We start from the raw sequence: 21,178 nt of genomic DNA, 5'->3' as shown, positions 1-21,178 counted from the left end.
CCTCAGTCCGTGCCGAGCAGGGCGAGCCGCTCGGCGCGGCGCACCTGCTGCGCATCGGGGTCGGGTACCGGAGCTGCGGCGAGCAGTCGACGCGTGTACAGGTCTTCGGGATGCTCCAGCACCCGCGTCCGCGAGCCCGCCTCCACCACCCGTCCGGTCTTCAGCACCATCACGCTGTCGCACAGCTCGTCGATCACGGCGAGGTCGTGGCTGATGAACACGCAGGCGAACCGCAGCCGCGACTGCAGCTCGCGGAAGACGTCCAGCACCTGCGCCTGGACCGACACGTCGAGCGCGCTGGTCGGCTCGTCGGCGATGAGCAGTGCCGGGTCGAGCGACAGCCCGCGGGCGATCGCGACGCGCTGCTTCTGCCCTCCGGAAAGCTCGTGCGGGTAGCGGTCGGCGCGGTCGGCGAGCCCGACCGACTCCAACAGCTCGTCGACTCGCTCGCTCAACGCACGCCCGCGGAGCCCCGTGATGCTGTGCAGCGGCTCTTCGATGCTCTGGCGCGCGGTGTAGCGCGGGTTGAGCGACAGCGCCGGGTTCTGGAACACGACACCGACGCGTCGGCGGGTCTTGCGCCGCTGCGACCGTGACGCGGTGCTCAGGTCGACGCCCTCGATCAGGATCCGGCCCTCGCGCACCGGGGCCGCGCCGATCACGGCGCGACCGATCGTGGACTTGCCGCTCCCCGATTCGCCCACCAGCCCGAGGATCTCGCCCTGCTGCACGCGCAGACTCACGCCGTCGACAGCGCGGAAGGTGCCCCGCAGGCGGTTGCCGTAGGTCACTACGAGGTCGTCGATCTCGAGCACGGCGGCCGCGGCATCCGGCGCGGCGGCCGGCCCGCGCGATCCGATCCTCGGCACCGCATCGAGCAGTTGACGGGTGTACCCAGCCGACGGCGCGAGCAGCACGCTGCGCGCCGAGCCTTCCTCTACGAGTGCTCCGTGGCGCATGACCACCACGCGGTCGGCCAGGTCGGCCACGACGCCCATGTCGTGCGTGATCAGGAGGATCGCCCGACCTTCGCGCCGCCCGAGCCGGGAGAGCACGTCGAGCACCTCGGCCTGCACCGTCACGTCGAGCGCCGTCGTCGGCTCGTCCGCGATGAGGAGCTGCGGGTCGGACGCCAGCGCCATCGCGATGCCGACACGTTGGCACTGCCCGCCGGAGAGCTCGTGCGGGTACTGCTTCATGCGCCGGGCGGGGTCGGGGATGTCGACCAGCTCGAGCAGTTCGATCGCCCGGCGGCGGGCCGCCCGAGTGCTCAGCGAGCGATCGTGGGCCCGGACCGCCTCGACCACCTGGAACCCGATCGTGAAGACCGGATTCAGCGAGGCGACCGGGTCCTGCGAGATCAGCGCGATCTCGGCACCGCGCACGTGGCGCAGCTCCCGCGGTGCGAGCCCGAGCAGCTCACGCCCGTGCAGCTGCACCGAGCCGGTGGCCCGTGCGCCGTCGGGCAGCAGGCCGATGACCGACAGCGCCGTGACCGACTTCCCCGACCCGGATTCGCCGACGATCGCGACGACCTCGCCGGGAGCGACGTCGAGGTCGAGGCCGTGCACGATCTCGACGCGATCGCGGGTGCCGAACGTCACACGCAGGTCGCGCACCCGCAGAACGGATTCAGTGGCATCCATCGATCACGCTTCGTCCTCGCCCGCGTCGCGAGCGCGCTTGTGCTCGTGCCAGTCGGCGAGCATCTTGTGGTGGTAGTCCTGCACCCATTCCAGGTAGTCGCGGCCGTTGCGCAGACGCACGGCGGCGTCGGTCTCGTTCGGGCTCAGCCAGCGCAGGGCCGTGTCGAGGGAGCGGATCTGCCTGTCGAAGTAGCGGCGCTCGTTGGCCAGGAAGCTGCCCCACGGGTCCTCCTCGGCCATGAAGTAGTGGTTCCGGTCGCCGGGCAAGGAATGGCGACGGATGAAGTTCGTGTCGATCAGCCGCCGGGTTGCCATGGACACGGCTCCCGTGCTGGCGCCGAGTGCCGCGGCGAGGTCGGACGACGAGATGTAGGGGCGATCCATGATCATCAAGTAGCCCAGCACCCGCCCGTCCATGCGGGAGGTGCCGGCCATCTCCCAGATGAGCGAGATCTCCTCGGCGAACTGGCGGCGGTACTCCTCGCGCTGTGCGGCGGCGTTGTCCTCGGTCATGGTCTCTCCCCTTTCGGCGGCGTTCCGATCAGCATGCCATTCACCGTCGCTCCCTCGGATCGAAGACGCTGCGCAGCTCCTCGCCGATCGCGACGATCGCGAGCACGGTCAGGGCGAGCATCACGCTCGGCAGCACCAGCACGTGCGGCGCCGCCTGGAACACCCGCGATCCGGCAGCGATCTGCAGTCCCCACGAGATCGCCGGCGCGGAGAGTCCGACGCCGAGATAGGTGAGGGTGCTCTCGGCGACGATGACCGCGCCGATCGTGAGGGTCGCCAGCAGGAGCACCGGCTGCACGGCGTTCGGCAGCACGTAGCGCGAGACGATCCGTCCGGTGCTCAGCCCCATCGTGCGCGCCGCGAGCACGTGGTCGGCCTTGGCCACCGAACGCACCGAGCCGCGCATCAGCCGCGCCATCATCGGCCAACCGAAGATCCCCAGCACGAGGCCGACGGTCAGGACGTTGCGCGCGCCGAGCATGTTGAGCACGACGATCGCAGCGAGCAGGAACGGGAAACCGAGGAACACCTCGGTCACGCGGGAGACGACCCAATCGGCGGCCGAGCCGCCCATACCGGCCAGCGTGCCCAGCACGAGGGCGACAGCCAGGGCGATCGCGGTCGCCAGGAAGCCGACCGCGAGCGAGCTCTGCGCGCCGTATACGGCATTGGCCCAGATGTCGCAGCCCTGCAGGTCGAACCCGAACGGATGCCCTTCACGCGCGGTCTTCGCGCTGTCGGCGAGGTCGCAGGCCCGGGGGTCGCCGTTGCCGAAGAGTGCCGCGAAGGGCGCAGGAGCGACGGCGAACGCCGCCACGACCAGGAGCACGACTGCGGCCATCCAGAACAGCGGCCGCCGCACCAGCATCCGCCAAGCGCCGTCGCGTCGCGTGGCGACCGGGAGGCTCGTGGTCTTCGGCACCGTGATCTTCGCGGTGCCCGGAGTCGGGTTCAGGGGGTCAGCCACGACGGATCCTCGGGTCGAGCAGCGCGTGGAGGGCGTCCACGATCAGCGAGGTGAGCAGGAAGATGATGATCAGCGCGGTGGAGATGCCGACGACCAGCGTCGCCTCGTGATCGCGGATCGCGAGGAACAGCAGGTTGCCGACGCCGGGAAGGTTGAAGATGCCCTCGATCACGACGGCGCCACCGAGCAGGAATCCGAGGTCGGTGGCGAGGAACGTGGCGGTGGGGATCAGGGAGTTGCGCATCACGTGCAGTCCGATGACGCGGGATTCCCCGATGCCTTTCGCCCTGGCGGTGCGCACGTAGTCGGCGTCGAGGTTCTCGACCATCGATCCGCGCACCAGTCGCGAGACGGACGCCAGCCCGAACAGCGCGATCACGAGCGACGGAAGCAGGTAGGCGATCGGCCACCCCTCTCGGATGCCGGCGACCGGCAGCCAGTCCAGGCGCACGCCGAACACGATCTGCGCGGTGATGCCGAGCACGAAGACGGGGATGCAGCTGAGACCGATCGAGATCACCAGCAGCCCCCGGTCGATCACGGTGCCGCGCTTCAGGGCCGAGACGATGCCGACCGCGAGCCCGAGCACGATCTGGATCGTCCAGGCCGTCAGGGCGAGGGTGATCGTCACACCCCACCGCGAGGCCAGCTGATCGGCAACGGGACGGCCTCGCAGGTCCACGCCGAGGTCGCCGGAGAGCAGGTTGCCGATGTAGTTCGTGTACTGCGCCCACAGCGGCTGATCGAGCAGATAGCGGGCGTTGAGCGCATCGATCACGGACTGCGGCAGCTGCCGGTCCCCCGCGAGCGCGCGGATCGGGTCGCCGGGCAGGCTGAAGACCGTGAAGTAGATGATGAACGTCACTCCGAAGAAGACGATCGCGAAGCCCGCCAGCCGCTGCAGCAGCTTCAGTCCGAGACCCACCGGCCGGCCCCCTCGAGCTGGGCGTGAGCGGCGAGGATCGCCCCGTACTGCACGCCGACCACGGCCCTCAGCGGCAGCGGGATCGACGTCCCGGCCTGGAGCGCCTCCTCCAGCCAACCGTCGAACAGCTCCTGCGCCTCGACCGCGACTCGGCGCACTTCGGGTGCTGCCGTGCCCGCGTCGACCTCGGCACGCAGAGCGCGGGCGAGCATCCCACCCCAGCGCAGTCGGTGCAGGCGTACGACACCGGACAGCGCCTCGAGCTCGGAGGCCGTGGCCGGACGGTCGGCCTCCTGATCCGCCCGCGCGAGGTGCTCGCTGCCCGCGGCGCCCGCGGCAGGCGCGAAGACTCGGGCCGCCCGCAGCAGCGGGGTGTCGATTCGCAGGTGCGGCTCCACCCGCGCGATGAGGGTGGTGAGGGCGGTGCCCGCGGCCTGGAGACGCTCGCCCGACTCCCGCAGCGCGTCGGGATAGCGGGTCGCGGTCTCGCTCGTGTCGTCGGCGAAGGGATCGCTGAACTGTGGGAGCTCGGCGATCAGCGACAGCGTGCCGTATTTCTGCGCATACGAGGTCGACGCGTCACCGGCCGAGCCGGGCGGGTAGGGGTCGAGGCCATACGCCTCGGTCCAGTCATAGGCGTCCTGAAGGGTGCCCATCTCGTAGATGGCCGGGGCGAGCACGGTGAAGTGCGCCCCCTCCGCCTCGCCGGTGTGCAGCGGGACGCCGAGCGCCGCAGGCAACGCGTGCAGCAACGGGTACAGCGCGGGAAGCGGACGTGAGAGGTAGAAGTACGCGCCACCCCCCTCGCTGTTGTGCAGCGGCACGTAGAGGTGCGGCCGGGCGATGTCGATCGCACGAGCAAGCGCCTGCGTCTCGGGCATCATCGCGTCGAAGTAGGCCTTCTTGTACGAGAAGGGGAACGTCCACTCCACCTGTTCGTCGGGGGCCGGACGGAAGAACTCCCGGGCGTAACGCTCGCGGTCGGCGGGCTCGGCGAACCACCCCTCGTTGAGCCGCATCCCGTCCGGATCGGCGCACGGCACGATGTGCCAAGTGGTGTCGAGCTGTTCACGGAAGCCGGCATCCGACGTGAGCTGCTCGACGAGGTGCAGGATCGTCAGCGAGCCGATGGGCTCGTTCGGGTGCACTCCACCCACGACCAGCGCCGAGCGCGCACCCTCGCCGATCGAGTAGAAGCTGATCGGTTCGCCGAGGCGGCTGGTGCCGATCCGCTGCACCCGGATGACGTCGGGGTGGATCGAGCGGAGCTCCTCCAGCTGTCGGTTCAGCTCGTCGACGGTCGGGAAAGCGGTGTGGTCGGGCGCCCCGCCGGCACGACGGAGGATGTCCTCCACCGTGCCGGCGGTCGCTGCCGCGGGGGTTTCGTGCACGAGGTGTGGTTCTCTCTGGGTCGGGTCAGGATGCCGCGGACAGGACGACCTTGTTCAGATCGACGCTCCCCGACACCGTGGAGAGCTCGGCGATGCGATCCGAGGTGACGTACAGGTAGCGGTTGCCGAACAGCGGAACGGTCGGGAAGTCCTCGAGAATGCGCTCCTGCACCTTGACGTACCCCTCGCTGGACTCTTCGAACGTGTCGGCCGCGTTCGCCTCCTGCAGCAGGGCGTCGACCTCGGGGTTCGAGTAGCCGCCGGCGCCGAAGTTCCCCTCGCCGCTGGCCGTGTACACGGCAGTCAGCGTGTTCTGCTGGCTCGGGTACAGCGCACCCCAGCGGGCCCGGTAGGGACCGTTGACCTCGTGCGCCTCGACGCTCGCGACGAAGGCCGCGAAGTCGGCCGACGGTGTCGCGACCACGCTCTCGATGCTGAGGTTCTGGCGCAACTGATTGGCGATCGCCCCGAACAGGTCCTCCTGACCCCAGTTCGCGATGTAGTGCACCTCCAGCTCGCCCTCGAAGCCGCCCGCCTCGGCGAGCAGCGCCTGCGCGGCATCCGGGTCGAACTCGCAGTACTCGCCGCACACGCCCTCGGGGTCGCCCGGCATGCTCGGCGCGGTGAGGGACGTCGCAGGCACTTGCGAGCCGCCGAAGATGGCGTCGTTGATGGCGGACCGATCGATCGCCATCGAGATGGCCTGACGGACGCGGGGGTCCGCGAAGCGAGGGTCGCTCAGGTCGAATCCGAGGAAGTCCACACCGGGCGCATCCAGCTCGTAGACGTGCTCGCCGAAGTCGGTGCGGGCCTGACCCACCTGGGATCCGGCGATCGCGACGATGTCGATCTCCCCGGCCAGCGCGTCCGTGTAGGCGGTCGCGGTGTCGAGGTAGGGCACGAAGGTGACGGAGCCGATGGTGGGCTCGGTGCCGGCGTAGTCCTCATAGGCCACCGCGTCGATCGGGTCGGTCTCGGACCAGCCGTCCACGAGCGCGAACGGTCCATTGCCGACCGGGGCCTTCTCCCAGGCCGCCATGTCTTCCAGCGCTTCGGACGGGAGGGGGTAGAGACCGGTCTGGCCTGCGGTGAGCTGCAGGGGGAACTGCCGGTCGGGGGCGTCGAGCTCGACCGTGAAGGTGAGGTCGTCGACGACCGTGAGACCGGAGAGCTCGGTCGCGGTCGGCTCGGCCCCCTCGCCCGGGTTGAGGTCGGTGTACCCGGCCACCCCGGCGAGCTGCGCGCCGTTGACCCAAGCATTCGGGCCGTAGGCGGCATGGTTCCAGGTGTCGACGTAGTCCTGCGCGGTGACGGGCGTGCCGTCGTGGAAGGTCCAGCCTTCGCGGAGCTTGACCGTCCAGAGCGTCGCGTCGTCCGACTCGACCGACTCCGCGGCGACGTAGGTGATCTCGCCCTCGTCGTCGATCGCGGTGAGCGGCGAGAACATCGCGATCACGATGTTGTACGAGCTGAACTGGTTGGCCGGGACCAGGCTGTCGGGCTTCTCCACGGCGAAGCGGATCGGCTCGGCGTCGGCCGGATCGTCCGCATCCGTCGGCGACGCGGAACAACCCGCGAGCGACAGTGCGAGGACCGCCGAGGCGGCGATCATCAGTCTTGCAGTGCTGCGCATAACTCCTCCTTGAGCCACACCTGACGGGACCGCGACGGGTGTGGGCTGGGTCGTTCCTGCGCGGGTGTCGCAGGGGCTTGTCCAGCACGCTAGATCGCGGACGTTCAACAATCAATGAAACTTCAGTAAAAATTGAAAGTTGTAATAGGAGTGAAACAGGAGGGAATCATGCGCGCAACAACGGCCCCGTTCCGTTACCGAAACGTGACGGCTGCCTGTCGCCGGCCCGACGCACGATGGCCCGGACCGCACGCATCGCACGCAAGGTCCGGGCCCCCGCACGGCGCTCAGGCGAAGGCGTCGGGGTACAGCGCCTGCGCGATCCTGTGGACGACCGAGATGTTCCCGAGCGTGCCGGGGAAGGTGTCCGAGGTGGAGATGGCGATCAGCCGCTCCTCCTGCACCGCCGGCATATCCGGGAACGTCGCAGTGAGGTACGCGCGCGCGGCGGCCTCGTGCGCGGGGTCGGTCGCGGCGAAGACGAGTGCGTCCGGGGCCGCGGCCGCGAGCGCCTCCGGGGTGATCTCGGCGGCGAAGAAGTCGGCGAAGGCCGGGTCCTCCGGGGTGAACACGGCCTCGGCGCCCGCACGCCGCAGGATGTCGTACTCGATGCCCGCGCCGATCGCGGTCAGAGTCGTGCCGTCGACGTACACCTGCGCCACGCGCAGCCGCTCGTCGACCTCCTCGACAGCCGCATCGACCTCGGCGAGGTCGGCCTCCGCGTCCTCGATGAGCGCCGCAGCCTCCTGCTCGACGTCGAAGATCGCGCCGAGGTTCTCGAGGTCGACGAAGAGGTCGTCGACGGTTCCCTCCATGCGCCGATCGAAGCAGCCGCCGGTGGCGACGTAGGCGGCGACCCCCGCCTCTTCGAGCTGCTCGAGGCTCGCGAAGCCCTGCTCCGCGGTGAACTCGTAGGTCGTCGGCGAGTACACGAAGTCGGGCTCGGCGGCGAGCAGGGTCTCGCGGTTCGGCGGGGTGTCGGCACCGAGCACCGGGATCCCTTCCGCGAGGGCGGCGACGTCGTCCGGCAAGGCCTGCACGGTCGCCTGCGCCTGCCCGACGAGACGATCCGCCAGGCCGAGGCGCAGCAGCAGCTCGGTCTGCGACGGGTGCAGGCCGACCACGGCGGACGGAGGCTCCGGCACGACGACGCTCCGTCCGCAGTTCTCGATCGTGACGGCCGTATCCGCCGATTGCGTGGGCGCGGCCGCGGTGACGCCTGTGCCACAGCCGGTCAGGCCGAGGAGGGTCGCCCCTCCGAGCGCCGTCACGAGAATGCGGGCGGATCGATTTCGGGATGTCATTCGGTTCTCCTCGGTGATGCCGACGGGCGGGTCCCGTCGAAGGGGGTTCGGGGGTGGAATGTCATTGCACGGGCGCCGGTGCCCTCTTCGCGGGCAACGCGGGCGGTCACGCGGAACACGTCGCTCACCAGCTCCGGGGTCAGCACGGTGTCCGCCGCCCCGAAGGCGACCAGCCGCCCCTCGTCGAGCACGGCGATGTCATCGCAGAACGACGCCGCGATGTTCAGGTCATGCAGCGCGGCGACCACCGTTTTTCCCAGGCCGGAGACGACGCGCATCAGGTCGAGCTGGTGGGCGATGTCGAGGTGGTTGGTCGGCTCGTCGAGGATGAGGATCTCGCCGTCCTGCGCGAGAGCCCGCGCCAGCATCACCCGCTGCCGCTGCCCGCCGGAGAGCTGACGCATCAGCCGGTCGCCGAGGTCGGCGACATCCGCCGCACGGAGGGACTCATCGACGATGCGATGGTCGTCGGGCGAATCACGCGTGAACGGTGGACGATGCGGGGCGCGGCCGACGAGCACGGTCTCGCGCACCGTGAGGTCGAACTCGGACGGCGCGTCCTGCAGCATCACCGAGACGGTCCGGGCCAGCGCCCTCGGAGCGAACCCCGCCACGTCGGCGCCGTCGACGGTGACGTGTCCGCGCAGGGGCCGTCGTCCGGAGAAGAGCGTGCGCAGCAGAGTCGACTTGCCGCTGCCGTTGGGGCCGACGAGACCGACGATCCTGCCGATGCCGATCGTCAGGTCGACCCCGTGGAGCACGGTTCGGTTCCCGCGCGCGACGTCGACGCCGTGGAAGGCGATGGTCATCGGTCGATCCCCGCCTTCTCGCCGCCTCGGCGCATCAGCCACAGGAAGAACGGTGCGCCGACGAATGCGGTCAGGATGCCGAGGGGGATCTCCGACGGGGCCGCCACCGTGCGCGCCAGCAGGTCGGCGACCATCAGGAAGAGCATCCCCGCGAGAACGGTGATCGGGAGCATCCGACGGTGGTCCGAGCCGACGAGGATCCGAGCGACGTGCGGCACGACGAGCCCGACGAAGCCGATCCCTCCGCTCACAGCGACGATCGCCCCGGTGAGCAGCGACGCGATGACGAGGAGCAGCGCACGCAGCCGCGTCGTGCGCACGCCGACGGCGAGTGCCGACTCGTCGCCGGCGAGGAGCGCGTTCATCTGCCGAGCGAGGCCGAACACCGCGACGCCGGCGATGATGAGCGCGATCGCCGGGATCAGCAGTGACGACATGGTCGCCGCCGACACGCTTCCGAGCAGGAAGAACATCACGCTCACGACGTTCTGCGCGTCGGTGGTGATGGTGAGGTAGCTCGTCACCGCGCTCAGGAGTGAACCGAGCGCCACCCCGGCGAGGATCATCCTGGTCGGGGAGAGTTCCCCCCGGCGCCGGGCGAGGAGGGCCACGAGGACGCACGCGACCACGGCTCCGAGGAAGGCGGCACCACTCATCGTGAGTCCGGCGAGGGCGACCCCTCCGGAGACGATGACGAGCACGGCACCGACGCTCGCCCCCGAGGAGACACCGAGGATGTAGGGCTCGGCGAGCGGGTTGCGGACGACGACCTGCATGATCGCCCCGGCCAGCGCGAGTCCGGCACCGGCGAGCCCGGCGAGGAGGGCACGGGGCAGGCGGAACTGCCACACCGCCTGGTCCTGCAGCGTCGACAGACTGCCGTCCGACATCCACGGCATCCCGGGAACGAGGTGTCCGATCACGATGCGCGCCGCCTCGTCCACACTCACGGCGACCGGTCCGGTTGCGGCGGAGACGACGAGCACGAGAAGGGTCGCGGCGATCAGCGCGAGAACCAGGGTCGTCGGCGCGACGGTCGACCACGACTGCCGCGAAGGACGGCTGCTCCGCGCGACCGGCGCGGGCGGTGATGCACGGTCGAGGTCGCCGGCGAGCGCGGCGGAGGACGAAGGAGGCATGAGCAGCATGCTAGTAGATATTGAGAATCGTTATCATCTAGGGTCGAAGTCGTCCCTGAACATCCACCCGCCGGAGGCCCGCCGTGATGATCGTGCCCGAGCTGTGGCGAGAGGCCCGAGCCTTCCCCCGCGAGTTGGCCACAAGCACCGTCCTGCTCCTTCTCGTCTTCGCCACCCATCTCGTGCAGGCCGGAGCGCTGGCGGTGTCGCTGGCGGCGTTCGTCGGCGGCGATGTGCGCACAGCGCTCCTCGGCGGGGCGGTGATCCTCGCCGTGAGCGTCATCCGCATCCTCCTGTCACTGGCGAAGGCGGGCTCTGCCGCCGCGCTGGGCGGCCGAGTGCGCGAGCATCTTCGCGGTCGGGCGATCACCACGGCGCTCACGCCCGCCCGGCTGCACGACCCCGCGGTGCGCGACGGGTCGGTGCAGGCGACTCTGGGAGAGGGGATCGACGGCACCGACGCGTACGTGTCGAAGTACGTCCCCGCGGTCGTGCTGCTGGCGGTCGGCAGTGTGGCGGCTGTCGGACTGCTGGCTGCTGTCTCGCTGCCGGCGGCCGCCTGCGTGACGGTCGGGATTCTCGTGGCCGTGCTCGGCCCGATGGCGTGGCAGCGGATGCTCGCAGGTCGTGGCGTAGACCACTGGGACACCTATGAGGCACTCGGCGATGACCTGCTCGAGTCATTGCGCGGCATGGCCACGCTACGCACCCTGGGCGATGTCACCGGGACGCGCGAGCGGCTGCGCGAGCGGTCGGAGGCCCTGCGGCGCGCGACCGAGCGGGTGATGCGATCGTCTCTGGCGACGACCGCCGTGACCGACTTCGCCGTGCAGGCCGGGTACGTCGCGGCCGTCTTCGTGGCGGTCTGGGATGTGATGACAGGCGCCGCGCCCCGGGGCGAGGTCTACGCGATCCTGCTGCTGTCGTCCGAGGCGTTCCGCCCCGTGCGTGACCTCTCGCGGCACTGGCACGCGGGGTTCCTCGGCCTGACCGCCGTGCCGGGTCTCGTCGCACTGGGCGCGTTCGGGCCCCGCGGATCGCGTGCAGATGCGGACGCAGATGCGGATGCGGATGCCGGCGCGATGAGCGAGGTCTCCGGCGTCGCAACCACCCCCCGGGTGCTGCGGGTGTCGAACCTCACGTATCGCTACCCGGGTGCCGACCACGACGTGCTGCTCGGCATCGACCTCCAGGTGGAGGTGGGCGCGGTGCATGCGATCGTCGGTGCGTCGGGGTCGGGCAAGTCGACCCTGTTCGATCTCCTGCTCGGATTCCTCACGCCCACCACGGGCACGATCGACTTGGACGGGCTCCCGCTGCGAGCGAGCGACATCGCCGTGGTCTCGCAGCGACCCGTGCTCTTCTCCGGGACCATCCGGCAGAACGTGAACCTCGTCGGAGCCGACGACCACGAGGTGGAGGCCGCGTGCGCCGCCGCCGGCATCCTGGCCGAGATCCGCGCGATACCCGGTGGCTTCGACGCGCCGGTCTCCGAGGCCGGGACGAGCCTCTCCGGCGGGCAGCGGCAGCGGCTGGCACTGGCCAGGGCGCTCCTGGCGCAGCGACCCGTGCTCCTGGTCGACGAACCGACGAGCGCACTCGACGACCGCGGAGCGCAGACGGTCGCGGAGACGCTGGAGCGGGTCGCCGCCGAGCGGATCGTCCTCATGATCAGCCACCGGACCGAAGCTCTCGAGCGCGTGACGTCGGTGCGCCGACTCGATGCCGGGATGCTGCAGGAGGTACGGACGTGACGGCTGCAGGGACCACGGCCGTGTTCACCGCCCTCCTCCCCCCACTGCGGCCCGAGTGGCGGCGGATCGCCGGAATCTACGTGCTCAGCACGACGAGCACGCTGGCATTGGCCGCCATCGCGGTGCTGTCGGCACTCGGGGTCGGCCAGGCCGTCGCGCTCGGCGTCTGGCCGACCGCGGCATGGTGGGCGGGGCTCGTGGTGCTGGTGCTGCTGCGCGCCGTGCTCACGTGGCGGGAGATGGACGTGTCGCATGCGCTCGCGTACCGGGTTCTCGCGCGGCTTCGCGGGGCGCTCTTCGACGCGTACGCCCGGAGTGTCCCCGGTCGTCGGCGAGAGCACTCCGGTCGCGCGGCCTCCGTGGCGATGACCGACATCGAGAAGCTGGAGTTCTTCTACGCCCACACCATCGCCCAGATCGGCGCCTCGCTCACGCTGTTCCTCGTCGCCCTGATCGGAACCGCGTGGGTCATGCCCACCGCGTCGGCGGTCGTCCTGCTCGGCGGCGCGCTCGTCGCGTCCACCGCGCTGTGGGGCGCCCGTCCGGTACGCCGGCTCGGGGCCGCGGAACAGGCGGAGCGCGAAGAGCAGGCGGAGCGTCTGGTCGACGCACTCGGTGCGATGCGCGAGATCCTCGCCTACGGACTGCGGGCGAGGATCGTGCGCGACACGGTGGCCCGCACGCGTCGCGCCGCCCGCACCTCGCTCCGCAGGGCGCTGCTCGGCGAGGCCGTCGACGGCGCCCGCGAACTCGTGCTCACCGCGGTCGTCATCGGAATCCTGCTGGCGGCCGTCGTCGCGAGCGGAGGAGCCGATGCGCGCACGCCGAGCCCGCAGATCGCCGGGATGCTTCCCGCCGTCATCGCCCTCGGCATCGCGGGAGTGGCCGCCATCGGCGAGGCGAGCCACACCCTCACCGAGCTGCACCCGCTCACCGCGAGTGCCCGGCGCGTGACAGCGGCGCTCACCCGTCCGGCAGTCGTGACGATGGCCCTCGAGCCGCACCCGCTCCCGCACGGTCCGCTCGGCATCCGCTTCGACGCGGTCTCCTTCTCGTATGACGACGAGACGGACGCGCTGCGTGCCTGGTCGATGGAGCTCGCTCCGGGAGAGCACGTCGGTCTCGCCGGAGCATCAGGTGCCGGTAAGAGCACGGTGATCGCCCTGGCCGCGCGCCTCTGGGATCCCTCGTCCGGCAGCATCTCCCTGGTCGACGCCGACGGCGGTCGGCATCCCCTTCCCGAGATCGCCGACGAGGATCTCCGCCGCGCCGTCGCTTTCGTGGAGCAGGATGCGCGACTGTTCCACGGGACGGTCAGGGACAACCTGCTCCGCGGCGCAGAGTACCGCGAAGACACCGCTCTCCAGGAAGCCCTCGCGCGGGTGGGCGTCGACGACGGCATCGGGCTCGACGACCGGATCGGCGAGCACGGAGTCCGCCTCTCCGGGGGGCAGCGTGCACGGCTGGCCCTCGCCAGAGCGCTGGTACGGGACCCGCGGATCCTCGTCGTCGATGAGGTCACCGCGAGCCTCGACCCCGACACCGAGGCGCGGATCTCGGACGTGCTCGCGGAGTTCGACGGCACACTGCTCGTCGCCTCGCATCGGAGGGAGACGCTGGAGCGGCTGCCCCGCGTCGTCCGACTCCGCGTCAGGCCTGCATGACCGCGAGCACGTTCCCGGCCGGGTCGCGGAACCACGCGATGTCCGGGCCCTGCCCGTTGCCGCGGACGATGCCACGCGCATCGGAGGGGAACTCCTCGTCGCTGTAGATCTTGGTCTGCACGCCGCGCGCGATGAGCTCGTCCACCGCGGCGTCGACATCCGCGACCGGGAAGTTCAGGATCGTGAAGCTCGCCGGCGTGTGGTTCGGCTTCGCGTACACGAGGATCGACCCGCCGCTCGGCAGCCGCAGGTCGAGGAACCCCATCGCGTTGACCTCGACGTCGAGGCCGAGGGTCGTGCCGTAGAACTCTTTCGCCGCGTCGATGTCGTCGACGCTGAAACCGCTGAATGCGTTGTCCGCTGTGAAGGCCGCCATGACTCCATGGTCCGCCGTCGCCCGGCGGTTGTCGAGGGGGTCATCGCCGGACGCGGGTCGTGAGCCGATCGGTCACCCGCAGCGGATCGAACAGTGCCCCGAGACCGCAGCGCACCAGCAGCGCGTGAACCGCCAGGCACACGGCGATCACCACCGCCGTCAGCACAAGAGGTCCGACGGTCTCGAGCACCGGTGTCGTCCGCCACCCGGCCGCCCGCAACCCGGCATCGATCAGCGCGAGCGGCATCATGTGCAGCACGTAGATCGGCAGGGTCCGTCGGCCGATCCACCGCAGCGGCCGCGCGACGACCTCGACATGCCGGTCGATGAGCACGCTGAGCGACACCCCGAATGCCACCGCGACCAGGCAGAGCAGCGGCCAGGTTCCGGGCACGAGGCGGATGCCGAGCACGGAGACGACGGCGAGTGCCCCCGCGTACCCGGCGGCGAGCGCGAGCAGCACACCGACCCCGCTCCTCGCCGCGAAGCGTTCGACGATGGCCCGCAGCCGCAACCCGATGAGGAAGAAGAACAGGTTCTGCACCAGCTGCCACAGGTTGCCGAGATCGGGAAGGAGACCCGCACCGGCGACGGCGGCGATCACGAACGCCATCGACAGCACGGCGAGGGTCGGGAGCCCGCGCGTCAGCCGCCCGACCGCGAGATACACCGCGAGCGCGAGCAGGTACCAGAGGTTCGTCGGACTGATGGTGAGCTGCGCGAGCAGCTCCCACCCGCTGGTCGCCCGCGCCGTGTCGAACTCCGGTGCGAGCGCGAGCACGGCCGTCTGGATCAGCACCCACACGAGGTAGAGCAGTGCGAGCCGGCCGGCCCGACGTCGCCAGGAGGCACCGTCCCCGGCGAGCACCGCCCGCGCCGCGAACATCCCGGAGACCAGGAAGAACAGCGGGATGCGCAGCGGCAGGAGCTGGGCGTTGAGCATCACCCAGGCATCCGTCACCGCTCCCGCGCCGGGGATGCCGACCACGACCTTCGTGACCACGTGCCAGAGCACGACGAGCAGGATGCAGATGCCCTTCGCGACATCCGGCCATCCGACCCGGGGCGCGGGCGCGGGCGCGGTCACGAGGCCGCGCGCACGAGTCGCGAGACCAGGTCGACGTAGGTCACACCCGCCGCGGCGAACATCCGCGGCACCTGCGAGGCGGCGGTGAGCCCCGGCATCGTGTTGACCTCGTTCAGCGCCGGCCCCCGCTCGGTGAGGAAGAAGTCCATGCGCGCGACGCCGTCGCACCCGAGGGCATCGAACACGGCGATCGCCGCCCGCTTGAGCGCAGCCGTCTCGGCGGCATCCAGCTGCGCCGGCACCGTGAACCGCGCGCTGCCGTCGTACTTCGTGGCCGTGTCGAACAGCCCGGTCGCGTGGATCTCCAGCGGCGGCGCCGCCCACCGGATGCCCCCCTTCTCGCGCAGCACCGCCACGTCGATCTCGCGCCCCCGCACGACCTCCTCGACGAGGATGCGCCGATCGAAGCGCGCGGCCTCCCGCAGCGCCGCGAGCAGCTGCCCCTCCTCCGTGACGAGGCCGACACCGTGACTCGAACCGGCCGACACCGGCTTGACGACGACCTCCCCCTCGAACTCCACGTCACCGATGTCGTCGGCGGCGACGAGTCGGCCGCGGGCGGTGCCGAGACCCACGGCATCCGCGACGAGCTTGGTCGTCCACTTGTCCATGCCGATGGCTCCCGCCCGCAGCCCCGATCCGACGACCCGCACTCCGGCGAGCGCGCACAGCGCCGCGAGCGCGCCGTCCTCCCCGAGAGCGCCGTGCACGGCCGGGAACACCACATCCGTGCGGGTGAGCAGCGGCAGCGCGAGCGCGAGCGACTCTGCCGCCGATCCCCCGTTCGGCCGTCCCTCCACGCGCCAGATCCCGTCGCGGTCGATCGTCACGCACGTGACGTCGTGATCGCCCATCCGCAGCGCCGCGGCCACCGCCGCCGCGGAAGCCAGGGAGACCTCGTGCTCGGGGTTCTGTCCGCCCCCGATGACCAGCACCTTCGTCGTCATGCCACGCTCCTCTGCACTCGTGCGCCGATGCCGGTCACGATGGTGTGCGGGATGCTGCCCGCCCACCGCGCCCACTCCTGCACCGATGGCACGGCCCCACCCTCCGGCCCGAACACGGTCGCGACCACCCCGCGCGGGAACAGCACCGATCCCGTGTCGACGACGATCTGGTCCATCGAGACCCTCCCCACGATCGGATGCCGCGCCCCGCCGATCTCCACCCCGGCGCCGGGCGCGAGCTCGCGCGGAATGCCGTCGGCGTATCCGACCCCGACCACGCTGAGGTGCGTCTCCCGGTCGGTCGTGTGCGCACCGCCGTAGCCGACCGCGGTCCCCGCCGGCACGAGCGCACTGTGCACGACGGGCGCGGTCCACCGCGACGCCCCGGCGAGCACGGTGGTCTCCGAGGGGTCGATCCCGACCAGCCCCGCGCCGACCCGCACCAGGTCGAAGTGCGTCGCCGGGTCGGTCAGCGCGCCGGAGGTCGCGGCGAGATGCACGACCACCGGGCCGAAACCCGCGCGCAGCACGGCATCCCTCCCCTGCCGCAGACGCAGCACCGCCGCCGCGTTCGCCGCCGGATCGGCCTCGTCCGCCCGCGGCAGATGCCCCATCACCCCGCCGACCTCCACCCGCCCCCGCCCCGTGCGCGCGAGTCGGAGCAGCTCCGGCCACTCCTCCAGCGGCGCTCCCCCACGAGCCATGCCGGTGTCGAGCTGCAGGTGCACGCGCACCGGATCCGCGGCATCCGCGATCAGCTGCCGCAGCTCTTCGACCGAGCCGACCGCGATGTCGACGCGGTGCTCGGCTGCGGCGGCAGCGTCGACGCCGGAGGGGTTCAACCAGGAGAGGATCGGCACCGTGAGCCCGGCGTCGCGGAGTGCGACGGCTTCTGCGACATCCGTGACCCCCAGCCACTCGGCGCCGGCATCCACCGCGGCCCGCGCGACGGTGACGGCACCGTGCCCGTAGCCGTCGGCCTTGACCACGGCCATGATGCGGGCGGTCGTCGCGGCGCGCACCCGCCGCAGGTTCTCGGCGACGGCATCCGGAATCGTCTGCAGGGTGGGTGCGTGCAGGCGCGAGAGGGTCACGCGCTCGGGGGAAAGAGTGGTCATCGCTGCATCCTCGGGTCGGCGGTCGGGTCGGCGAGCATCTCGGGACAGCCGTCGTCGGCGGCATCCGGACGCAGTTCGTAGTGCCAGGTCTCGTTGGCGTAGATCTGGCAGAGCCCGTAACGCCACCCCCACTGGACGAGCCAGTCGAGCGCGGGCAGCGGGCCGAGGTCGACGGCGTCACCCGTCACGTGCTCCGAAGTCTCGGGCGTGGCCACCCAGCGCCGCGCCTCGGCCTCGGAGCCGTACTGCACGATCGCGTCCTGCAGCATCCGCTCCTGCAGTGCCGGGGTGCGCCATCCGCTGTTCACCCGGAACGTGATGCCGTCGCCCTCGGCATCCGCTGCCGCACGCTGCAGCGCCGCGAGCAGGGCGGGATCGAGGTTGCCGACCGCCACCCGGTCGACGTCGAACACGGTCGGCTGGTCGCCATCGCGGATCACGCCGTCGGCCTCGCTCGGGGCGATGACCGAGCCCGTGCCGGCGCCGGCGGTTCCGCCCTCGGCGGGCCGGTCGGTCGGCACGGGGAGAGTGCCGGGGCGGGCGGCATCGGCGAAGGCCACGGACAGCGACTGCTGCACCGCGAACGCGACGATCACGGCGAGAGCGAGGGCGACAGCAGCGACGGCGAACCGACGACGGCGCGCTCTCGGAGTACGGGAGGTGGTGCGGGTGTTCATGCTTCCAGTGAAGAAGCACGCCGGTTGCGAGGGCGTATGCGCTTTTCCATATGCTCCCGATATGTCGCACTGCGTAGGATCTCAGCCATGCGTGTGCTGATCGTCGAGGACGAGCCCTACCTCGCCGAGGCGGTCCGCGATGGGCTGCGCCTGGAGGCGATCGCAGCCGACATCGCCGGCGACGGCGACTCCGCGTTGGAGCTGCTGAGCATCAACTCCTACGACCTCGCCGTGCTCGACCGCGACGTGCCCGGACCGTCGGGCGACGACATCGCCCGGTGGATCGTGGCCTCCGGCAGCGGCATCCCGATCCTGATGCTGACCGCCGCCGACCGGCTCGACGACAAGGCGAGCGGCTTCGAGATCGGCGCCGACGACTACCTGACCAAGCCGTTCGAGCTGCGGGAGCTGGTGCTGCGCCTGCGCGCCCTCGACCGCCGCCGTCAGCGCAGCCGCCCGCCGGTGCTCGAGGTCGCCGGGCTGCGGTTGGACCCGTTCCGCCGCGAGGTCTACCGCGACGACCGCTACGTCGCGCTCACCCGCAAGCAGTTCGCCGTGCTGGAGGTGCTGGTCGACGCGGAGGGCGGGGTGGTCAGCGCCGAAGAGCTGCTGGAGCGGGCCTGGGACGAGAACGCCGACCCGTTCACGAACGCCGTGCGCATCACGGTGTCGTCGCTGCGCAAGCGACTGGGCGAGCCGTGGCTGATCCTCACGGTGCCGGGTGTCGGGTACCGCATCGGGACGGATGCCGATGCCTAGGCGCCGCGGGATGAGCGCCCGCCTCAAACTCACGCTGAGCTACGCGGTGATCGTGGTGGTGTCGGGAGGTCTGCTCCTCGCCGCGGTCGGGTTGTTCCTGCTGCGCTACGTGCCGGACACCGTCGACTTCTTCCCCAACCGCGGCGACCTCAGCCGGGCGTTCGTGCCGGTGGCCTCGATGGTCATGCTGGTGCTGCTCGCGTTCGGTCTCGGCGCCGGGTGGCTGCTGGCCGGACGGATGCTGGCGCCGCTCGACCGCATCGGCGACGCCGCCCGGCTCGCCGCGCAGGGATCCCTGTCACACCGCGTGTCGCTCGCCGGCCCCCGCGACGAGTTCCGCGACCTGGCCGATGTCTTCGACTCGATGCTCGAACAGCTCGAGGCGCACGTCGCCGAGCAGCAGCGGTTCGCCGCGAACGCCTCGCACGAGCTGCGGACCCCGCTCGCGATCTCGCAGACACTGCTCGAGGTCGCCGAAGCCGATCCGGACCGCGATGTCGATGCCCTGATCGCGCGGCTGCGTGAGGTGAACACCCGGGCGATCGAGCTCACCGAGGCGCTGCTGCTGCTGAGCCGCGCCGACCGCAGGACGTTCCCGCGCGAGATCGTCGACCTCTCCCTGCTCGCCGAAGGGGCGGTGGAGGCGCTGCTGCCGCTCGCCGACCGCCGAGGAGTGGCCGTCGAGGTGGGCGGCGCACCCGCGTCGGTACTCGGGTCGGCGGCGCTGCTGCCGCAGTTGGTCACGAACCTCGTGCTCAACGCGATCGTGCACAACCTGCCCGCCGGAGGGGCTGTGGCCGTGCGCACGCACTCGATGCCGCAGGCGGTAGCGCTGGTGGTCGAGAACACCGGCGAGGTGCTGCCGGCGCCTCTCGTGGCGACCCTCGTCGAGCCGTTCCAGCGCGGCGCCGAGCGCACCCGCGGCGACGACCATGCCGGGGCGGGACTGGGTCTCGCGATCGTCGACCGCATCACCCAGGCGCACGGAGGCACCCTGGTGCTCACCCCGCGCCCGGACGGCGGTCTGATCGTGACGGTGTGGCTGCCGCATCCGTACCCGGCGGCGCCTCCCGCCTGACCGACGGCGGTTCCGGCATCCGTCCGCCCCGCCGTCCCGCCGTTCATCTGTCGGGACTTTTCACGGATGTCGGACCGGAAACCGCGTTCCGGTCCGACATCCGGACATTCTCCCGACAAGTGGACGGGGGCCGGACCGGACGGATGCTGCGACCGGCGGATGCCGGACCCTGGCCGGGTCAGGCCACGCGGGGGTCGCGCGTCGCGGCGAGCTCGCGGCCGAAGGTGCGGGCGTCGGCCTCGGCGTTCTCCTTGAGCTCGCGCGCCGTGTCGGTGAACGCGTCGAGCGCCGGGTTCACGCCGACGAGGGTGAAGGGACGCTGCACGACGCGCAGGTCGAGGCCCCAGACGTCTTCGAGCACGCGGCGCAGCCAGCCGGTCGAGTGGTCCCAGCCCTCCTTGGGCGAGCCCTCTGCGTAGTTGCCGCCGAGCACGGTGACGAGCGTCGCGGGCTTGCCGTTCAGCGCGGTGCCCGTCGGGTCGATGCGCGGGTCGGTGTAGGCCAGGTCGAACCAGGTCTTGAAGTGCTGCGAGACGCCGTAGTTGTACAGCGGCACGGCGAACAGCAGGGCGTCGGCGCCGATCAGCTCGTCGGCGAACGAGGTCGCGAGCGCACGGGCATCGTTCTGAGCGGAGGTGCGCTGGGCCTCGTCGACGAAGCCGCCGGTGACGGCATCCGCCCAGGCGGTCGCGGGCACGGGGTCGCTCGCCAGGTCGCGGCGGGTGACGGTCGAGTCGGGGTGGGATGCGGTCCACTCGGCCTCGACGAGGTCGGCGAGCGCGCGGCTGGCGGACGACGCGGGAAGGATGCTGGCATCCAGGCGGAACAGGGACATGGGCCTACCTCTCGTTTTCGTAGTCGCTAGGTTTTTATTAGCGACACCGGTTAACGTAGCACGGGTAGGATGTGTGCATGGCCGAGGTCGAGGAAGAACGTCAGGTGTGCGACGCCGCCGTCACACTGGCCTTCAGCGTGCTCGGCAAACGGTGGAACGGCATGATCGTCTCGTCACTCGGCGGCGGCCCTTCGACCTTCGTCGCCCTGCGCCGCTCCGTCGCCGGCATCAGCGACACCGTGCTCTCCGACCGCCTGGCAGAACTCTCCGACGCCGGTCTCGTCGCGCGCACGGTCGACGCCGGGCCGCCGATCACGGTGTCGTACGCCCTCACCTCCAGCGGCGAGGGACTGCTGCCGATCCTCGACCAGCTCGGCCGCTGGGCATCCGCCAACCTCGCCGAGCGCGCGCACTGACGCGGCACGTCCGCAGCACTATCCCCACCTCCGGCTCGCGCCCACTGACACGGCATCCGCCCCTCACCTGCATGACCGAACGACGGATGCATGCGAAGACACCGAGGAATCCTCATGCATCCGGGTTTTCCTCATGCATG

General features: G+C 70.9%; 20 protein-coding genes. 5 read left to right on the top strand and 15 right to left on the bottom strand.

The annotated features are described in order from the left end of the window. Positions 1 to 2 precede the first annotated feature (2 nt). From GZ67_RS0106580 to GZ67_RS0106540, 9 genes are all read right to left on the bottom strand, one after another. Positions 3 to 1,646, bottom strand: coding sequence for a dipeptide ABC transporter ATP-binding protein (locus GZ67_RS0106580; protein WP_029261422.1), 1,644 nt, complete (start codon positions 1,644 to 1,646; stop codon positions 3 to 5). A 3-nt stretch (positions 1,647 to 1,649) separates the two neighbouring features. Beyond that, positions 1,650 to 2,159 carry a GbsR/MarR family transcriptional regulator gene (locus tag GZ67_RS0106575; protein WP_051662391.1) on the bottom strand — a complete coding sequence of 170 codons (510 nt, stop codon included), beginning with the start codon at positions 2,157 to 2,159 and terminating at the stop codon, positions 1,650 to 1,652. Between the two features lie 40 nt (positions 2,160 to 2,199). Then, entirely contained in the window at positions 2,200 to 3,126 is a 927-nt protein-coding gene (locus tag GZ67_RS0106570; RefSeq protein ID WP_231481716.1) for an ABC transporter permease, read from the bottom strand. Continuing rightward, positions 3,119 to 4,051, bottom strand: a complete 933-nt coding sequence (locus tag GZ67_RS0106565; RefSeq protein WP_036303179.1) for an ABC transporter permease — start codon at positions 4,049 to 4,051, stop codon at positions 3,119 to 3,121. Before GZ67_RS0106565 ends, GZ67_RS0106570 begins: the two co-directional genes overlap by 8 nt. Continuing rightward, the gene (locus GZ67_RS0106560) at positions 4,036 to 5,442 is read right to left on the bottom strand and encodes a M14 family zinc carboxypeptidase (protein ID WP_081859910.1); all 1,407 of its coding nucleotides are present in this window, start codon (positions 5,440 to 5,442) and stop codon (positions 4,036 to 4,038) included. The genes GZ67_RS0106565 and GZ67_RS0106560 overlap by 16 nt, the downstream gene beginning before the upstream one ends. A gap of 25 nt (positions 5,443 to 5,467) precedes the next feature. Beyond that, on the bottom strand, positions 5,468 to 7,075 hold the full coding sequence (locus GZ67_RS0106555; RefSeq protein ID WP_029261417.1) for a peptide ABC transporter substrate-binding protein: 1,608 nt from the start codon (positions 7,073 to 7,075) through the stop codon (positions 5,468 to 5,470). Positions 7,076 to 7,362: 287 nt separating this feature from the next. Then, entirely contained in the window at positions 7,363 to 8,379 is a 1,017-nt protein-coding gene (locus GZ67_RS0106550; RefSeq protein ID WP_029261416.1) for an ABC transporter substrate-binding protein, read from the bottom strand. Next, complete coding sequence (locus tag GZ67_RS0106545) at positions 8,376 to 9,188, bottom strand: ABC transporter ATP-binding protein (protein WP_029261415.1); 813 nt, start codon at positions 9,186 to 9,188, stop codon at positions 8,376 to 8,378. The genes GZ67_RS0106550 and GZ67_RS0106545 overlap by 4 nt, the downstream gene beginning before the upstream one ends. Continuing rightward, the gene (locus tag GZ67_RS0106540) at positions 9,185 to 10,327 is read right to left on the bottom strand and encodes a FecCD family ABC transporter permease (protein ID WP_081859914.1); all 1,143 of its coding nucleotides are present in this window, start codon (positions 10,325 to 10,327) and stop codon (positions 9,185 to 9,187) included. The genes GZ67_RS0106545 and GZ67_RS0106540 overlap by 4 nt, the downstream gene beginning before the upstream one ends. An 86-nt stretch (positions 10,328 to 10,413) precedes the next feature. On the opposite strand from GZ67_RS0106540, the gene GZ67_RS21135 reads away from it, so the two are divergent. Both GZ67_RS21135 and GZ67_RS0106530 read left to right on the top strand, forming a co-directional pair. Then, positions 10,414 to 12,081: an ATP-binding cassette domain-containing protein gene (locus tag GZ67_RS21135; protein WP_081859909.1), complete on the top strand. Its 1,668-nt coding sequence runs from the start codon at positions 10,414 to 10,416 to the stop codon at positions 12,079 to 12,081. Then, on the top strand, positions 12,078 to 13,745 hold the full coding sequence (locus GZ67_RS0106530) for an ATP-binding cassette domain-containing protein (protein WP_081859908.1): 1,668 nt from the start codon (positions 12,078 to 12,080) through the stop codon (positions 13,743 to 13,745). The genes GZ67_RS21135 and GZ67_RS0106530 overlap by 4 nt, the downstream gene beginning before the upstream one ends. Here the strand turns inward: GZ67_RS0106530 and GZ67_RS0106525 are convergent. From GZ67_RS0106525 to GZ67_RS0106505, 5 genes are read right to left on the bottom strand one after another with little or no spacing between them, the layout of a single operon-like run. After that, entirely contained in the window at positions 13,732 to 14,121 is a 390-nt protein-coding gene (locus GZ67_RS0106525; protein ID WP_029261411.1) for a VOC family protein, read from the bottom strand. The genes GZ67_RS0106530 and GZ67_RS0106525 overlap by 14 nt on opposite strands. Before the next feature lie 40 nt (positions 14,122 to 14,161). After that, entirely contained in the window at positions 14,162 to 15,208 is a 1,047-nt protein-coding gene (locus GZ67_RS0106520; protein ID WP_051662389.1) for an acyltransferase family protein, read from the bottom strand. Further along, a complete protein-coding gene (locus GZ67_RS0106515) occupies positions 15,205 to 16,155 on the bottom strand; it encodes a D-alanine--D-alanine ligase family protein (protein ID WP_029261409.1) in 951 nt (316 codons plus the stop codon). Before GZ67_RS0106515 ends, GZ67_RS0106520 begins: the two co-directional genes overlap by 4 nt. Further along, positions 16,152 to 17,273, bottom strand: coding sequence for an alanine racemase (gene alr / locus GZ67_RS0106510; RefSeq protein WP_029261408.1), 1,122 nt, complete (start codon positions 17,271 to 17,273; stop codon positions 16,152 to 16,154). The genes GZ67_RS0106515 and alr overlap by 4 nt, the downstream gene beginning before the upstream one ends. After that, a complete protein-coding gene (locus tag GZ67_RS0106505) occupies positions 17,270 to 17,950 on the bottom strand; it encodes a M15 family metallopeptidase (protein ID WP_029261407.1) in 681 nt (226 codons plus the stop codon). The genes alr and GZ67_RS0106505 overlap by 4 nt, the downstream gene beginning before the upstream one ends. Positions 17,951 to 18,037: 87 nt before the next feature. Here GZ67_RS0106505 and GZ67_RS0106500 point away from each other — a divergent pair, with 87 nt between their 5' ends. Continuing rightward, positions 18,038 to 18,709 (top strand): response regulator transcription factor, encoded by a 672-nt coding sequence (locus GZ67_RS0106500; RefSeq protein ID WP_029261406.1) that lies wholly within the window; start codon positions 18,038 to 18,040, stop codon positions 18,707 to 18,709. A 10-nt stretch (positions 18,710 to 18,719) separates the two neighbouring features. After that, the gene (locus GZ67_RS0106495) at positions 18,720 to 19,787 is read left to right on the top strand and encodes a sensor histidine kinase (RefSeq protein ID WP_029261405.1); all 1,068 of its coding nucleotides are present in this window, start codon (positions 18,720 to 18,722) and stop codon (positions 19,785 to 19,787) included. A gap of 178 nt (positions 19,788 to 19,965) precedes the next feature. On the opposite strand, the gene GZ67_RS0106490 is transcribed toward GZ67_RS0106495, so the two are convergent. Beyond that, positions 19,966 to 20,622, bottom strand: a complete 657-nt coding sequence (locus GZ67_RS0106490) for an FMN-dependent NADH-azoreductase (RefSeq protein WP_029261404.1) — start codon at positions 20,620 to 20,622, stop codon at positions 19,966 to 19,968. Between the two features lie 77 nt (positions 20,623 to 20,699). Here GZ67_RS0106490 and GZ67_RS0106485 point away from each other — a divergent pair, with 77 nt between their 5' ends. After that, positions 20,700 to 21,038, top strand: coding sequence for a winged helix-turn-helix transcriptional regulator (locus GZ67_RS0106485; RefSeq protein ID WP_029261403.1), 339 nt, complete (start codon positions 20,700 to 20,702; stop codon positions 21,036 to 21,038). The last annotated feature ends 140 nt before the right edge of the window (positions 21,039 to 21,178 follow it).

The organism is Microbacterium sp. Cr-K20 (genome assembly GCF_000708325.1).
Taxonomy (GTDB): Bacteria; Actinomycetota; Actinomycetes; order Actinomycetales; family Microbacteriaceae; genus Microbacterium.
This window is presented reverse-complemented; position numbering and strand designations above follow the sequence as displayed.

Coding starts and splice junctions, on each gene's coding strand:
- GZ67_RS0106580 (WP_029261422.1), bottom strand. CDS start 1,646: ATGGATGCCACTGAATCCGTTCTGCGGGTGCGCGACCTGCGTGTGACG.
- GZ67_RS0106575 (WP_051662391.1), bottom strand. CDS start 2,159: ATGACCGAGGACAACGCCGCCGCACAGCGCGAGGAGTACCGCCGCCAG.
- GZ67_RS0106555 (WP_029261417.1), bottom strand. CDS start 7,075: ATGCGCAGCACTGCAAGACTGATGATCGCCGCCTCGGCGGTCCTCGCA.
- GZ67_RS0106550 (WP_029261416.1), bottom strand. CDS start 8,379: ATGACATCCCGAAATCGATCCGCCCGCATTCTCGTGACGGCGCTCGGA.
- GZ67_RS0106545 (WP_029261415.1), bottom strand. CDS start 9,188: ATGACCATCGCCTTCCACGGCGTCGACGTCGCGCGCGGGAACCGAACC.
- GZ67_RS0106540 (WP_081859914.1), bottom strand. CDS start 10,327: ATGCCTCCTTCGTCCTCCGCCGCGCTCGCCGGCGACCTCGACCGTGCA.
- GZ67_RS21135 (WP_081859909.1), top strand. CDS start 10,414: ATGATCGTGCCCGAGCTGTGGCGAGAGGCCCGAGCCTTCCCCCGCGAG.
- GZ67_RS0106525 (WP_029261411.1), bottom strand. CDS start 14,121: ATGGCGGCCTTCACAGCGGACAACGCATTCAGCGGTTTCAGCGTCGAC.
- GZ67_RS0106515 (WP_029261409.1), bottom strand. CDS start 16,155: ATGACGACGAAGGTGCTGGTCATCGGGGGCGGACAGAACCCCGAGCAC.
- alr (WP_029261408.1), bottom strand. CDS start 17,273: ATGACCACTCTTTCCCCCGAGCGCGTGACCCTCTCGCGCCTGCACGCA.
- GZ67_RS0106505 (WP_029261407.1), bottom strand. CDS start 17,950: ATGAACACCCGCACCACCTCCCGTACTCCGAGAGCGCGCCGTCGTCGG.
- GZ67_RS0106500 (WP_029261406.1), top strand. CDS start 18,038: ATGCGTGTGCTGATCGTCGAGGACGAGCCCTACCTCGCCGAGGCGGTC.
- GZ67_RS0106495 (WP_029261405.1), top strand. CDS start 18,720: ATGAGCGCCCGCCTCAAACTCACGCTGAGCTACGCGGTGATCGTGGTG.
- GZ67_RS0106490 (WP_029261404.1), bottom strand. CDS start 20,622: ATGTCCCTGTTCCGCCTGGATGCCAGCATCCTTCCCGCGTCGTCCGCC.
- GZ67_RS0106485 (WP_029261403.1), top strand. CDS start 20,700: ATGGCCGAGGTCGAGGAAGAACGTCAGGTGTGCGACGCCGCCGTCACA.